Annotated in this window: 11 protein-coding genes and 1 rRNA gene; 5 read left to right on the top strand and 7 right to left on the bottom strand. The window is 40.0% G+C overall.

What is annotated here, in order from left to right; all coding sequences use genetic code 11:
• The first annotated feature begins 168 nt into the window (after positions 1–168).
• Together waaA and L654_RS0110965 are read left to right on the top strand one after the other, a co-directional pair.
• On the top strand, positions 169–1,482 hold the full coding sequence (gene waaA / locus L654_RS0110970; protein ID WP_024608036.1) for a lipid IV(A) 3-deoxy-D-manno-octulosonic acid transferase: 1,314 nt from the start codon (positions 169–171) through the stop codon (positions 1,480–1,482).
• Positions 1,479–2,027: a DUF1415 domain-containing protein gene (locus L654_RS0110965; protein WP_024608035.1), complete on the top strand. Its 549-nt coding sequence runs from the start codon at positions 1,479–1,481 to the stop codon at positions 2,025–2,027. The genes waaA and L654_RS0110965 overlap by 4 nt, the downstream gene beginning before the upstream one ends.
• Before the next feature lie 71 nt (positions 2,028–2,098).
• Here the strand turns inward: L654_RS0110965 and L654_RS0110960 are convergent, their stop codons facing one another.
• The 4 genes from L654_RS0110960 to purL all read right to left on the bottom strand — a co-directional run bounded on the left by L654_RS0110960 (position 2,099) and on the right by purL (position 9,123).
• Positions 2,099–2,428 (bottom strand): YdbL family protein, encoded by a 330-nt coding sequence (locus tag L654_RS0110960; RefSeq protein WP_007584701.1) that lies wholly within the window; start codon positions 2,426–2,428, stop codon positions 2,099–2,101.
• 11 nt (positions 2,429–2,439) lie between these two features.
• Positions 2,440–2,637 carry a YnbE family lipoprotein gene (locus L654_RS0110955; protein WP_024591450.1) on the bottom strand — a complete coding sequence of 66 codons (198 nt, stop codon included), beginning with the start codon at positions 2,635–2,637 and terminating at the stop codon, positions 2,440–2,442.
• A 2-nt stretch (positions 2,638–2,639) separates the two neighbouring features.
• Complete coding sequence (locus tag L654_RS0110950; protein WP_024608034.1) at positions 2,640–5,108, bottom strand: YdbH domain-containing protein; 2,469 nt, start codon at positions 5,106–5,108, stop codon at positions 2,640–2,642.
• Positions 5,109–5,229: 121 nt separating this feature from the next.
• Positions 5,230–9,123 (bottom strand): phosphoribosylformylglycinamidine synthase, encoded by a 3,894-nt coding sequence (purL, locus tag L654_RS0110945; protein ID WP_024608033.1) that lies wholly within the window; start codon positions 9,121–9,123, stop codon positions 5,230–5,232.
• Between the two features lie 211 nt (positions 9,124–9,334).
• Here purL and mltF point away from each other — a divergent pair, with 211 nt between their 5' ends.
• Positions 9,335–10,849: a membrane-bound lytic murein transglycosylase MltF gene (gene mltF, locus L654_RS0110940; RefSeq protein WP_024608032.1), complete on the top strand. Its 1,515-nt coding sequence runs from the start codon at positions 9,335–9,337 to the stop codon at positions 10,847–10,849.
• Positions 10,850–11,012: 163 nt separating this feature from the next.
• Positions 11,013–11,180 carry a hypothetical protein gene (locus L654_RS1000000128275; protein ID WP_007584688.1) on the top strand — a complete coding sequence of 56 codons (168 nt, stop codon included), beginning with the start codon at positions 11,013–11,015 and terminating at the stop codon, positions 11,178–11,180.
• A gap of 2 nt (positions 11,181–11,182) precedes the next feature.
• On the opposite strand, the gene tadA is transcribed toward L654_RS1000000128275, so the two are convergent.
• A complete protein-coding gene (gene tadA, locus L654_RS0110930) occupies positions 11,183–11,698 on the bottom strand; it encodes a tRNA adenosine(34) deaminase TadA (protein WP_024608031.1) in 516 nt (171 codons plus the stop codon).
• A 178-nt stretch (positions 11,699–11,876) separates the two neighbouring features.
• On the opposite strand from tadA, the gene L654_RS0110925 reads away from it, so the two are divergent.
• On the top strand, positions 11,877–13,181 hold the full coding sequence (locus L654_RS0110925; protein ID WP_024608030.1) for an inosine/guanosine kinase: 1,305 nt from the start codon (positions 11,877–11,879) through the stop codon (positions 13,179–13,181).
• A gap of 37 nt (positions 13,182–13,218) precedes the next feature.
• Here L654_RS0110925 and glsB read toward each other — a convergent pair whose 3' ends face one another.
• Together glsB and rrf are read right to left on the bottom strand one after the other, a co-directional pair.
• A complete protein-coding gene (gene glsB / locus L654_RS0110920; protein ID WP_007584683.1) occupies positions 13,219–14,142 on the bottom strand; it encodes a glutaminase B in 924 nt (307 codons plus the stop codon).
• Positions 14,143–14,707: 565 nt separating this feature from the next.
• A 5S ribosomal RNA gene (gene rrf / locus L654_RS0110915) occupies positions 14,708–14,822 on the bottom strand.
• Positions 14,823–14,967: the final 145 nt, after the last annotated feature.

The following is a 14,967-nucleotide window of genomic DNA, read 5'->3' as shown; positions in this document are numbered from 1 at the left end:
GGAACTGAAATAGCAGGGAAAAATTAAATCCATTATTCCATAATTTTATTTAATTGTGTGCATTTTATCGGGTTATAACTGAACCCAGACCATATTTTATTACGAGTATGTTTAGAAAACGGATATTTCACGGTAAACTAACGCCACTTCCCTTTACGAAAGATCAGTATGGCACGCATTTTTTACTCTCTAGCATTAATTTTTATTAGCCCACTGATTGTATTTTATCTCTATATTTTACGAGGTAAAAAAAACCAAGGCTATCGTGCACACTTTAAAGAGCGCTTTGGGTTTGTCAGTAAGTCTTTATTTACGACTAAAACCAAACCTTTAGTTTTTCATTGTGCTTCTGTTGGTGAGGTACTTGCCGCAACGCCGCTTATTAAAGCACTGCAAAAAGCGCATCCAAATTTAAATATTCTTATAACCTGTAATACCCCAACAGGCAGAGAGCAAATACTTAACCAGTTTAAAAATACTGTGGCGTGTAGCTACTTACCAATCGATTTTCCGTTTGCTACAGCCCGATTTTTAAAGCGTATAAAGCCACAAGCATTATGTATTTTAGAAACCGAGCTATGGCCAAATTTAATGGCGATAAGTCACAAAAAAAATATACCGGTACTTGTCATCAATGCAAGACTCTCTGAAAAGTCGCAGCAAGGCTATCAAAAGGTCGCTAAATTAACGCATATTATTATGCGCTCAATTACAGTACTTGCGAGTCATAACAAGGCAGATGCGGAGCGTTTTATAGAGCTTGGTCTCGAAACTTCAAAAAGCCATGTAACAGGCTCTATAAAATTTGATATAACACCAAGTGACGAGCAATTAGCCAAAGTACTTAATCTTAAACAGCTTTATAGCAGTAATAAACACAGCAATAATGAGCATAATACTGACGAGCGTTTTATATGGGTGGCAGGCTCAACACATCCTTTAGAGCATGAGTTGGTACTTTCAGCCCATCAAGAGTTACTAAAAAAGCAACCTAATGCATTACTTATAATTGCTCCGCGCCATCCAGAACAATTTGATAAAGTGGCAGAATTTTTAACGCAAAGCCCACTTAGTTTTAGCCGCCGCAGCCAAAATAGCTATAGCAATGAGCAAGTCCTCCTTGCTGATACGCTTGGTGAACTACAGTGTTTGTATGGCGCTGCAAATATCAGCTTTATTGGCGGCAGCTTAATTCGCAGAGGTGGGCATAATCCATTAGAATCAGCTGCGTTTTCGGTAGGTGTAATAACAGGTCCACACACATATAATTTTGATCATGTTTATCCCGAGCTTATAAAGCTTAAAGGCGCTTTAGTGGTTGATAACAACGACGAACTGGCAAAACAGCTTATAACGTTTAGCCAAAACACAAAAGCATGCCAAACCTTAGGTGTTAAAGCTGCTCAATGCGTTGCTAAAAACCAAGGTGCTATACAAAAAACACTTAACATTACTAATCAATATTTAGAGCCAAAACCGTGACCAACATAGCTATAAGCCAAACCCGCGAATGGGTGTCATCTGTTATTGTTAAATATAACTTTTGCCCGTTTGCCCGCAAAGAAGTAGAAAATAACTGTATTCATTATGTTGTAAGCCCAGCAACAAGTATGGATGATGCTGTAATGGATATGCTTGAGCAATGTATTGAGCTTGACCGCGAACCAGAGCGCGAAACTACCCTAATCATGTTTGACAACGGCTTCAGTGACTTTGAAGATTATTTAGACTTGGTCGATTTAGCCAATGCGCTGTTAGTAGCGCAGGGGTTTGAAGGTAAGTATCAAATTGCTAACTTTCACCCTGATTACGTATTTGCCGATAGCGATGAAGCCGATGCCGCAAACTATACAAATAGAGCGCCTTTTCCTACTTTACATTTAATTCGCGAAGCAAGCATGAGCGAAGCGCTTGATAGTTATAACGAGCCTGAATCTATTCCAGAGCATAATATAAACCTAGCAAGGCGTAAGGGTATTGATTTTTGGCAGCAGTTACTTGAAGGCTGTAAAAAACCGAGCGCTTAAATGCTCGGTTTTATTTTTGTTTGTGCAAACCTTGTGCAAAACCTTGTGCAAAAAAAAGCAATAACTAACGCTTATTTTTTAACCCAGTTACCATTTACTTCAACGTAATGACCACTTTGGGTTTTTTCAATTGTTTTAGCGGCAGCAAGTGCTTCAACTTGTGAAAGCGACAAGTTATTCTTTTTAGCCAGCTTTAAGTACTGCGCTTTACGCTTTGCATTTATGTCATCAACAACTGCTTTTGCTTCTGCGTTTTGTACAACAAGCCCTAAATAACCAGAGCTATCTTCACCTACAAAACCTTGGTTTTTAGCATCATCAAGGCTAATAGCCCACGCAGAGAACGACATACATACTGCACTAACTAACGTAATAATATTTAATTTTTTCTTCGTATTCATGTTCTAGCTCCTTAAAATAACTCACTGTCGTCACTAAACAAACTGTCGAGTTCTTTATCTACTTTTACGCGAATTTCGTGATCGACCTTCACATTTAAATTAATCGTAATGGGCTCTTTAGCAGACACCTCAACTCGGTGTGTGCAGGCACTTAGTGCACTAATAACACCTAGCCCGAGCAGTACTTTTATCAATAACGACTGTCTCATTATTAGTTTCCTTTTTGTGAGTATTGTAGCTCAACTTTTTGTGTAATTTCGTCACTTAAACGCAGTGCGCGTAAAAGTGTAAATACGTTTTCTTCGTGGTTATAATTAAAGTTAACTTGCTGCTGCTCTTGTTTATTATAGCCTTGTAAATTAACCCCAAGCTTTAACCAGCCATCGTTTTTTAATGCCACACTGCTATTAAGTTTTTGAATATCTAAATTAGTTAATAGCCCTAATACAGGTTGCAACTCTTGCTGTTGCTGCATTACTGAATCAAACGCGGCATTATTGGTGATTTTTAAATTACCTGTTCCTTGGCTAAATAAACTACCGTCAATTATTTCAATTTTTCCACTATCAAAATGGACGGGTAAAGACCCCGCCAAGCACCCCGTTAATACAATGCCCGACTTATCGTCGAGTGTAACGAGTTTACTGGCATCAATATTTTCAAACTTAACATTAGCAACTTGGTTTGGCTTCCCTATTGTGTAGGTATCTAACGAAAATTCGCCACCAAACACACTTCCCTTTACATCATTTATAAGCGCGGTATTGTTACTAACTTGCCATTGCCCTTTAATCGCTTTAACTACGGCACCCGCTCTAAACTCATTTAAATTAAAGGTAGTTGGTTTTACATTAAGCTTACCTGAATTATATTCCCCGCTAAACACGCTATTTAAATCACTCGCAAGGTAATCGTTATACAGTGCACTTGTATGACTAATCCCCATATTGAACGATGCACTTTGTAAGTTTACATCGCCGTTAATATAGCCATTAAATTCGCCCTTAGTCAGCTGTGCAAGCGGCTCAAATTGACTAATAAACGCATTTAACGGCAGCGTACTTTGTTCAGGAATAATGACTTCAAACGGATGATCTTGCGATGATATATGATGATTTATAACTAACTCAACATCGTTTATAAACGCGTGATGAGTGGCTTTTAGTGCACGACTTTGCAAGCCTGTAGACTCTACTTTTATATTATTAAGTTTTATGTCAGGGCTATTAACAGTCTTTATATTTGTTTTTGCTGTTAGATCAGCAAATAACTCACCTACGCCTAAATTAGCATTTGCTGTTAATGTGTTACTTATATCTGTGACTTTAAATTCTTTATATTCTGCGCTTTTTAATTGCTGCGTTAACGCTACCTCTGCGTTTAACTGTTTATCCATTTTTGCAGTTAAATCACCTTGATATTGCACTGCACTTATATCAAACGCATCTACATTATTAAGCGTTAATTTAGCATTTATAAGCCCAATTGGTTTTGAGTCTATAAACTCACTTATATTAAAGTGACCACTAAGGCTAAGCCCATTCGCTGTTGCAGGTGCAAACTCAGGCAAGCCTTCAAGCATAACGGCGTAATCGCCTTCAATTGCAGTGCCAGATAACTGAGCATTAACGCTAATATTATTTATATCGGGTGTATTAATTTGAGCTGATAAAGTTGTCTGTAAGTACTCAAATGGAGATGTAATATTTAGTGTTGTATCTGTTATTAAAAAATCAAATAGCTTATCGCCTTCACTCACCAAATTAATTACAGATACACTGAGTTCACTACCCTCTAAGCGAATTGATTGAGGGAGTTTAAGTTGCCAATTTAAAGGAACTTGTTTGCTAACAAAGCCTGCGTATTCACTTGGTGGAATTAACTCAATACAGCTTGGTGTTAAATTAATTTTGTTATTAAGCAAATCGGTATTGAACATTAGCGCTTGGCTATTTAAATTAAAACGAGTCGCCAATTTGCCCGTAGTTAATACGTTAATCTGGCACTGCTGATTTGTATGAGAAAACTCATACGTGTGAGTAAACTGGGAGCTAATACCGCCATTTAACTCAAGTTCTATACCGTCAAAGCTAAATGCTTGCTGAGTATTAAAATTAGCATCTGCTATTGAGGTGTTTTTAGTGTTTATAACTTGCTTTAAAAGAGTGTCATCAATTTCAAACTGACCACTTACTTTATTAGCTGTCAAAATTGCACTCGCGTTTATATCACCCGTGACATCAAATTTATTTAGTTCGGGTTCTAATATGCTTATTTTAAGTGGCTTATTGAGCTCATCACTTTTTACTATAAGCTGTTTAATATTAATTAATGGGCGGGTTGAAGGCAGCGCTAAATCGAGATTTTTAGCAAGCTGATTAGCATTATCACTTTTAGGGAGTGGATTAACTGTTAGCACTGCATTTTCAATATCTATACGCTTTGTATTTGCAGTAATACCAGTGAGTTGTAACTGTTGATTTTGGTAATTTACACACACTTTATCAGCATGAATATTTAGTTCAGACGTAATTGAAAAATCGAGACAACTTAACGTAACGCCTGCTTTTTTAAGCTCAGGCGCTATAGCCCACTGTAATAAAGGTAAACGAAATACATAACCAAGCAGCAAGGTACTTAGCAATACAGCTCCAACAATTAAACCAACTCGCTTAAACATACTATCCTTAAATGCTTTGTGCTTTTAGCTAAAACTATACTAATCAAAAAAGGCTGCACAATGCAGCCTTTTTTATTTTACAGTAAGATTATGAATCTAACTTGTATAAACGCAAATGTAATTAACCTACATTTTTACGTGCGTTACGGAACATACGCATCCACGGGCTATCCTCGATCCACTCATCAGGATGCCAAGAGTTGGCAACGCTTCTGAATACGCGTTCTGGATGCGGCATCATTACAGTGGCGCGACCATCAGTTGACGTAATACCTGTAATACCTTCTGGAGAACCATTAGGGTTAGCTGGGTACTGCGTTGTAGGGTTACCGTAGTTATCTACAAACTTAACCGCTACAGTGCCGCTATCAAGCGCCGCTTTAGTAGCTGCATCGTTTGCAAACTCAGCATGTCCTTCACCATGAGAAACTGCTATAGGCATACGCGAGCCAGCCATTCCGTTAAAGAACACAGACGGATTCTCTTGTATTTCTACTAAACTAAAGCGTGCTTCAAAACGCTCTGATTTATTAGTTACAAAGCGCGGCCAATGTTCTGTTCCAGGGATCAACTCTTTTAACGTTGATAACATTTGGCAACCGTTACATACACCTAAGCTAAAGGTATCTTCACGATGGAAGAAGTTTTGGAACTGATCGCGTGCCATGTCGTTAAACAAAATAGACTTAGCCCAACCTTCACCCGCACCAAGTACGTCACCGTATGAGAAACCACCACATGCCACTAAACCTTTAAATTGCTCTAGTGTTAAACGACCTTCTAAAATGTCGCTCATGTGTACATCAACGGCTGCAAAACCTGCGCGATTAAACGCTGCCNCCGCCATTTCTAAATGAGAGTTAACACCCTGCTCACGTAAAATAGCCATTTGCGGTTTAGCACCGGTTGCAATGTATGGTGCAGCTATATCTTCGTTTAAATCAAAGTTAAGTTTTACGGTTAAGCCTGGATCTTTTGCATCAAATTTAGCATCAAACTCTTGCTTAGCACATTCAGGGTTATCACGGCGTGCTTGCATTTGATACGTTGTTTCAGCCCAAATAGTACGAAGCTCAGTACGCGTATGGTTAAGTACCGTATTTTCGCCACGGTTAAATATAATCGTATCGTCACTGTTAAGCGTGCCAATATTGTGGCTAATTGCTGCTATACCATGTTGTTCAAACACCGCATTTACTGTATCTAAATCAGCATTTGCAACTTGAATGACCGCACCTAGCTCTTCGTTATAAAGCGCTTCAATGTCTGAACCTGTTAAACCAGCTAAATCAACCGTTACACCGGTATGACCCGTAAACGCCATTTCAGCAACAGTGGTAAATAAACCACCGTCTGATCGGTCATGATAAGCAAGTAACTTACTATCAGCCACAAGCGCTTGCATTGCGTTATAAAAGCCTTTTAATAACTCAGGGCTATCAACATCAGGTGTTACATCACCCAATTGCTTATAAACTTGCGCAAGGCTTGATGCGCCCATGCGGTTTTTACCCGCACCTAAATCAACTAATATAAGCGATGTGTCGCCTTTATCTGTGCGCAGTTGTGGAGTTACTGTTTTACGTACGTCGTCAACACGACCAAACGCAGTTATAACTAGTGAAAGCGGCGATGTTACTGACTTCTCTTGTGAGTCACCTTCATCTTTCCATGTCGTTTTCATCGACATAGAATCTTTACCCACTGGAATCGTTAAACCAAGCGCAGGACAAAGCTCTTCGCCTACGGCTTTAACAGCTTCATATAAACCAGCATCTTCACCTGGGTGACCCGCTGCTGCCATCCAGTTTGCCGATAACTTAATATTTTCAAGGCTACCGATGTTTGCACAGGCAATATTAGTTAACGACTCAGCTACAGCTAAACGAGCAGATGCACCGTAATTAAGTAATGCTGCAGGAGTACGCTCACCGAGTGACATAGCTTCACCGTGGTAAGTATCATACGTTGCCGCAGTTACTGCACAGTTAGCAACAGGTACTTGCCAAGGACCGACCATTTGATCGCGCGCTACTAAACCCGTAACTGAGCGATCGCCGATTGTTATTAGGAATGTTTTTTCTGCAATGGCTGGTAAACGCATTAAGCGCTGCGCTGCATCTGCTGCATTTATTAATGTAGTATCAAGCGCTTTACCAACAACTTGCTTTGACGTTACATCGCGGTGCATTTTAGGTGCTTTACCTAATAATACGTCCAGCGGTAAATCAACAGGGTTATTTTCAAAATGGCTGTCTGACACTGTTAAGTGAGGTTCAGCTGTTGCTTCACCAATAACAGCGTACTGGGCACGTTCACGCTTACAAATTGCTTCAAAGCGATCAAAGTCCTCTACGCCAACAGCGAGTACATAACGTTCTTGTGATTCATTACACCAAATTTCGTGTGGTGCCATGCCTGGCTCATCGTTAGGAATGCTACGTAATTGGAACTTACCACCACGTCCGCCATCATTAACAAGCTCTGGAAACGCATTTGATAAACCGCCAGCACCTACATCGTGGATGAATGCAATTGGGTTTTCATCACCTAGCTGCCAACATTTATCGATAACTTCTTGGCAACGACGTTCCATTTCTGGGTTTTCGCGTTGTACTGAAGCAAAATCTAAATCTTCGTTTGATTGACCTGAGGCCATGCTTGATGCAGCACCACCGCCTAAACCAATGTTCATTGCAGGTCCACCTAGCGCAATTAATTTAGCGCCAACAGGAATATCGCCTTTTTGAACATGATCAGAGCGAATATTACCTAAACCACCGGCAAGCATAATGGGTTTATGGTAACCACGTACTTCTTCGCCATTATGGCTTGTTACTTTTTCTTCGTAAGTACGAAAGTAGCCTAATAAGTTAGGACGACCAAACTCATTATTAAATGCAGCGCCACCTAGTGGACCTTCTGTCATTATATCAAGCGCGTTAACAATACGACTTGGCTTACCAAAATCGCTTTCCCATGGTTGCTCGTAACCTGGAATACGTAAGTTTGATACAGTAAAGCCAACTAAACCTGCTTTTGGCTTAGAGCCACGACCAGTTGCGCCTTCATCGCGAATCTCACCACCAGAGCCTGTAGCCGCACCAGAGAATGGCGCGATAGCTGTTGGGTGGTTATGCGTTTCAACTTTCATTAGTATTTCAATGTCTTCTTGATGATACGCATATTCACCTTGCGCATTTGGGAAGAAGCGACCCGCTTTTGAGCCTTTCATTACTGCCGCGTTATCTTTATACGCCGACAATACATTTTCAGGATTTAACTCAAACGTATTTTTAATCATTTTAAACAGCGATTTTGGCTGCTCTTTTCCATCGATCGTCCAGTCAGCATTAAATATTTTATGGCGACAATGCTCTGAGTTTGCTTGTGCAAACATAAACAATTCGATGTCGTTAGGGTTACGTCCTAACTTTATAAAGTTTTCTACCAAGTAATCTATTTCGTCATCAGCAAGGGCAAAACCTTGCTCAACATTGGCTATTGCTAATGCTTCGCGTCCGCCACCTAAAATATCAACAGACGACATTTGGCGCGGTGCATCACTGCGAAACAGTTGTGCAGCATCTTCAAGCTCACTATGCGTGGCTTCGGTCATACGGTCGTGCAATAACGCAATTACTTGTGCAAGTTGTTCTGCGTTTAAGTCACCTTCAACATAATAAGCAATACCGCGTTCAACACGGTGAACCTGTTTTAAACCACAGTTATGGGCAATATCGGTTGCTTTAGATGCCCAAGGTGAAATGGTACCTGGGCGAGGTGTAACAAGTACAAGTTTGCCAGCTGGGGTATGCTCAGCAATAGTTGGACCGTAAGTTAATAGTTTTTCAAGCTTGGTTTGCTCGGAGCTACTCAACGGCGATGTTAAATCGGCAAAGTGAGCATACTCGGCGTATACGTTAGTGACTGGAAGTTGCGATTGTTGGCAACGCGCTAAAATTTTATTAACTCTGAACTCTGACAGTGCTGGTGCACCACGAAGGATCAACATAGGTAATTTCATCCGGGGTTAGGGATTGAACGATATTTTAGACACGCATTATAGTCCAATTAGCATTCAGATTTAACTCAAAATTACGCTTTTCATAAAATTAACTTTTTAGCTTTATTTATAGCCTCTTTTGGTTAATAAAATAAAAGGTAAAGTGACGCGATGGCTTAGTTTTGCTATAACGGTGACTGGCGAGCTTAAGGGGCACTCAATGTTCAAAGAAAAACTAATAATAATCATTACTTTAGTTATGCTGTTATGTGCATGCGATATGCAAGAGCAGCCAACTCAACTCGCCCAAATAAAAGAACACAATAAAATACGTGTGGGTACCCTTGCCAGTGCTAGTAATTATTATCAAGCCGTTCAAGGTGAGCAAGGCTTTGAATATGAGTTATCTCAAGCCTTCGCTGAATATTTAGGTGTAGAGCTTGAAATAGTCCCTTTCTTTAACTTATCTGACATGTTTGAACGCCTTGAAAGCGGTGATTTAGACTTAATAGCGTCAGGACTTACCTATAATAAAACCCGTGCAGAGCAATACCGTTACGGACCAACTTACAGAACAATCAGCCAAAAGTTAGTTTATAAACAAGGGCGCGTTCGTCCTCGAGAGTTTGACGATTTAGATGGCAACTTTACTGTTATAGCTAAAAGTAGCCACTCGCTTACTCTACAAAAAATGAAGAAGAACAATCCAGATCTCACTTGGATAGAAAGCGAAGAGTTTGATGAAGAAGAACTACTTCAAGCAGTTATTGATGGCGAGATAGATTACACACTCGCTGATACGCATACGCTATCGCTGTTTCGCCGTTATCACCCAAATTTAAGCATTGGTTTTTCAGTTAGCCATAACGACCCGATTGCATGGATACTTAATAAATCTAAAGACGACTCTTTATATGCGTTGTTGGTGCCATTTTTTGGTGACGTTAAGCAAAGTAACCAGCTCTATGTACTTGAAGAAAAATACTTTGGTCACGTGCGCCAATTTAACTATGTAAATACTCTAGCTTATATAGAAGCAATTAAAGAAACCTTACCAACATACCAGCCATGGTTTGAACAGTATGCAGGTAGCCTTGACTGGCGATTATTAGCGGCACTAAGCTATCAAGAATCTATGTGGAATCCTCGCGCTAAATCACCAACAGGTGTGCGCGGCATCATGATGCTAACTCGCAGTACAGCCAAACAAGTAGGTGTTACTAACCGGTTAGAACCAGAGCAAAACATTCGTGGTGGTGCTAAATACTTAAGCAAGCTTATTAAACGTATTCCTGACCGTATCCCGCAACCCGACCGCACATGGCTTGCTTTGGCCGGATACAATGTAGGTTGGGGACATGTTAACGATGCACGTATAATTACCGAACAGCAAGGCGCAAGCCCTGATAAGTGGGCTGATGTAAAAAAACGCCTACCGCTATTAATTAAAAAGCGCTATTACCGTAAAACTCGCTACGGTTATGCCCGAGGCGATGTAGCTGTTAAATATGTTGATAATATTCGTCGCTATTACGATGCACTTGTTTGGCTAGATGAAAATGATGCTATTGCTACAGAGCCTGAGCCAGTTACAGAGCTGAGCACTGATACTGAGCTAAAGCAAAACGAAAAAAGTGAAGTGAAAAGTGAAGTAAAAAGTAAGGCAGATGAAGCTCAAACAGAAAAACAACAACCTATAATCGAACCCGAACAGTCGAGTGAAAACAATGGCTAAGATTAATATAAGTACCCGTTTATTGAGCATGTCAGTAAGCAAAATTTAAGTAAATTAAATATCTGTTTACTTGTCACCAAATGATCACTAATGTGTGTTAATTGTATATCATTATTTTATAAGATATACCCGTGCCTTTCTCACTCTTGCATTAGGAGAAAACATGCTAAAACGTAGACGCACACAAAGATTAAAACGCAATGTCATTTATTCAACGGCCACACGTCGTCGTGTTATGTTGCGAAAACTACACAAAAAAATCATCTGGCGTCGCCGAATGTTTGCTATGCAGCAAATGGCTGAATCAGAAATAGAGCCAATCGCTAGTTAACTTTAGTTAGGCTTATTTATTTGATCATCACGAGCAGCTTTCTTAGCTGCTTTAATTTGCGCTCTTCTACGTTTAAAAAAATTCGAAATAGTATCCCCGCACTGCTGTTCCAAAACACCACCGCACACCTCAACTTGATGATTTAACTTAGGCTCTTGTAATAAATTCATAATTGAACCCGCAGACCCTGTTTTCGCATCGACTGCTCCAAACACTAAACGCTTTATTCTGCTATGCACTAACAATCCCGCACACATAGAACAAGGCTCTAACGTTACGTATAGGGTGCAATCAATTAAGCGGTAATTGTTAAGGACTTTTCCAGCTTCTCGCACTGCAATCATTTCGGCATGGGCAGATGGGTCATTATCCGTTATTGAGCGGTTATACCCGACTGAAACTAGCTGGTTATCTTTGACTACAATTGCTCCAACCGGAATTTCATCAAGCAGCTCTGCTTGCTTTGCATACAAAAGCGCTTGTTCCATCCAGTAGGAATCATCAAATGGTTCGTTCATTATTTCTACTTAAATAACCTTTTATGCTGTAATTATACCTAGTTAGCACTCTAAAGTGCGCCATTCATTACTTTATTCCAAAAATAAAACAATATTTACCCGTTTGTAATGGCTCACTCGTGCTGATTTACGCTATAATCTCACGCTTTTTTTATTTAGCTCACAACACGGGTAGCAAATGAAATTTCCTGGACGCCGCAGGCATAAACATTATTTTCCAGTGGAAGCCAAAGATCCACTTACCAATCAACTTAACGCAACAGAGCGATTACAACGTAGTTATATTACGGGTATCGATCAGATCGTTGTTGATATAGAGGCAAAAGTTGATCAAGCTTTCCTTGACGAATTTCAACTACGTAGGGGGATGTCGCAAGTTATTGATAGCGATACAACAAACGCCTTATACGATCGTTTAAAATTAAACAATATGGTTGATTTTGAGTTTGCCGGTGGAACCATTGGTAACACTATGCACAACTACTCTGTACTTGCAGATGATCGCTCAGTTTTATTAGGCGTAATGAGCGAAAATATAAAAATAGGTAGCTACGCTTACCGTTTTTTATGTAATACCTCAAGCCGTGTAGACTTAAACTACCTTCAACCAGTTGATGGACCTGTAGGCCGTTGTTTTACATTAATTGATGAAACCGGTGAGCGTACTTTTGCAATAAGTGCAGGCTTAATGAATCACTTACGTCCTGAATCTATTGATAAAAGTCTTATTGAGAATTCATCAGCGTTAGTGATCAGTGCCTACCTTATGCGCACACAAGGTAGCGAAACAATGACTGAAGCTACTATGCAAGCGGTAAAATACGCTAATGACGCAGGTGTGCCAGTTGTGCTTACACTCGGAACTAAATTCTTAATTGAACAAGACCCTACTTGGTGGGCAAACTTTGTTGAAAAGCATGTTGATATTCTTGCTATGAACGAAGAAGAAGGTTTAGCTATTACAGGTTTTGAAGATCCTCTTCTAGCTGCTGATAAAGCACTTGATTGGGTAGACTTAGTTATTTGTACCGCTGGCGAAAAAGGCTTATTTATGGCCGGCTACGTAGACGAAAGCTTAAAGCGTGAAACCGAATACCCGTTACTACCAGGCGCCATACCTGATTTTAACCGTTACGAATTCTCACGAGCTATGCGTAAAGATGAGTGTGATGAACCTATCAGAGCATATAGTCATACGGCCCCATTTATGGGTGGACCTGATTCAATCAAAAACACCAATGGTGCAGGTGATTGCGCACTTGCGGCTGTACTACATGATTTGTCAGCGAATGTTTACCACAAGCTTAATGTGGCAAACTCAGCTAAACATCAGCAACAAGCTATTACTTACTCGTCACTATCGCAAATTAGTAAATATGCTAACCGAGCGAGCTATGAAGTATTAGTTCAGCACTCTCCGCGTTTATCTCGTGGTTTACCTGAACGTGAAGATTGTTTAGAACAAGTTTATTGGGAACAATAAATAACGGTGGGAGCAATTATTGCTCCCTATCGATTTCCTAAAAAATAGAAATATCGAGCTTTTTAGATAGCAGTTCCAGCGCTGCAATTCCTGCAACCGAATTACCAAACGAATTAAGCCCCGGAGAATAAACAGCTACTGTAAACTTATTTGGTAACACAGCTAAAATAGTTCCTGACACTCCCGACTTACCAGGCATACCAACTCTGTAACCAAAATCACCCGCAGCATCATATAAGCCACTCGTGAATAAAAGCGAATTAAGCTGCTTATTCTGACGACTACTTAAAACACGATTGCCCGATCGATTATCAACACCTTTATTAGCTAAAAAATTATAAGCTTTGGCTAATTCAATACAGTTAAGCTCAATAGAACAAAAATTAAAGTAAGCCCACAAAACATCATCGACTTCGTTTTCAAAATTACCAAACGATTTCATCAAATGCGCCATCGCAGCATTTCGGTGTCTGAACTCATACTCTGAATTAGCGACTTTTTTATCAATTACTATGCCTCTATTACCAGCTAATAACCTGAAGGTTTCGAGCATAGAATGCATTGGCGCAGATAAGCGGCTGTATAACGCATCACACGTTACAATTGCGCCTGCATTGATGAATGGGTTACGAGGTATTCCCTTTTCAAACTCAAGCTGTGTAAGCGAGTTAAAGGCTGTACCTGAGGGTTCCTTTCCGACTCTATGCCAAAGTTCATCACCATAACGCTGTAGTGCCATAGTAAGTGTCATAACTTTAGAAACTGATTGAATAGTGAAGCGTTGAGAACAATCCCCTGCGCACACAGTTTCACCATCAGTTGTATAAATAGCGATAGAAAATTGCTCAGGATCAACCTCGGCAAGCGCCGGTATATAATCAGCTACTTTCCCTTGTGATAATAAAGGACGTACTTCATGTGCTATTTCATCAAGCACCTTTTGGTAATCAGCTGTAGGCAATCTAGACCTCTATATCGTCATTCATAAAAATTGGATTTTAACACGCGCTATTAAGTGCACCTAGTTTTGTTGTTTAATTTATAGATGGGGGGTTTTTCTCAATTTAAAACAGCAAAAACCCGTTACATTACTGCAGCTAGTTTTTTAATTAAATCCTGGTAATGTCATGATGCCCACAGCGGTGAAGAGTCGCAGTGCAAATGCTACGCATCCATTGTCGAGTAGGGATTTTATGTAATTTTAGCGTCGGGAGTCGCTACGCTCGCCCGACCTACGTGATGGGTGTTGCTGTATATGTATGTTAATTTGCGAATTTTACTTTTCTACAATTTGAGGTCTGTGTGCTACGCACAGCGGTAGAGGGGCATATAACAAATGCTACACTATTGTTGGTCGGGACTAGCCTTCAAGCTGTTTTGTTTAATGTATAAGAATACAAATGCCTTAGAGCACATGATATGTAGGAGCGACAACTACTGAGATCGGTCTGGGCTTTTGGCTATTTATTAAAGCCCAGCCAGCAAAAAACCCGTTACATTGCTGTAACGGGTTTCTCTTAATTGAATCCTGGTAATGTCCTACTTTCACATAGCAAATGCTACACTATCATCGGCGCTGTTTCGTTTCACTACTGAGTTCGGCATGGAGTCAGGTGGGTCCAAAACGCTATTGTCACCAAGAAAATTCTTTTCAATTTTCTTATTTTTAATTATTAAGATTAAAGTCCTTCGACTGAATTTGAAGCCTGGTAATGTCCTACTTTCACATAGCAAATGCTACACTATCATCGGCGCTGTTTCGTTTCACTACTGAGTTCGGCATGGA

The organism is Pseudoalteromonas sp. TAB23 (assembly GCF_000498075.1).
GTDB classification, from domain to species: domain Bacteria; phylum Pseudomonadota; class Gammaproteobacteria; order Enterobacterales; family Alteromonadaceae; genus Pseudoalteromonas; species Pseudoalteromonas arctica.
Note: the sequence above shows the minus strand (reverse complement) of the source record. Positions and strands in the feature narration are given on the sequence as shown.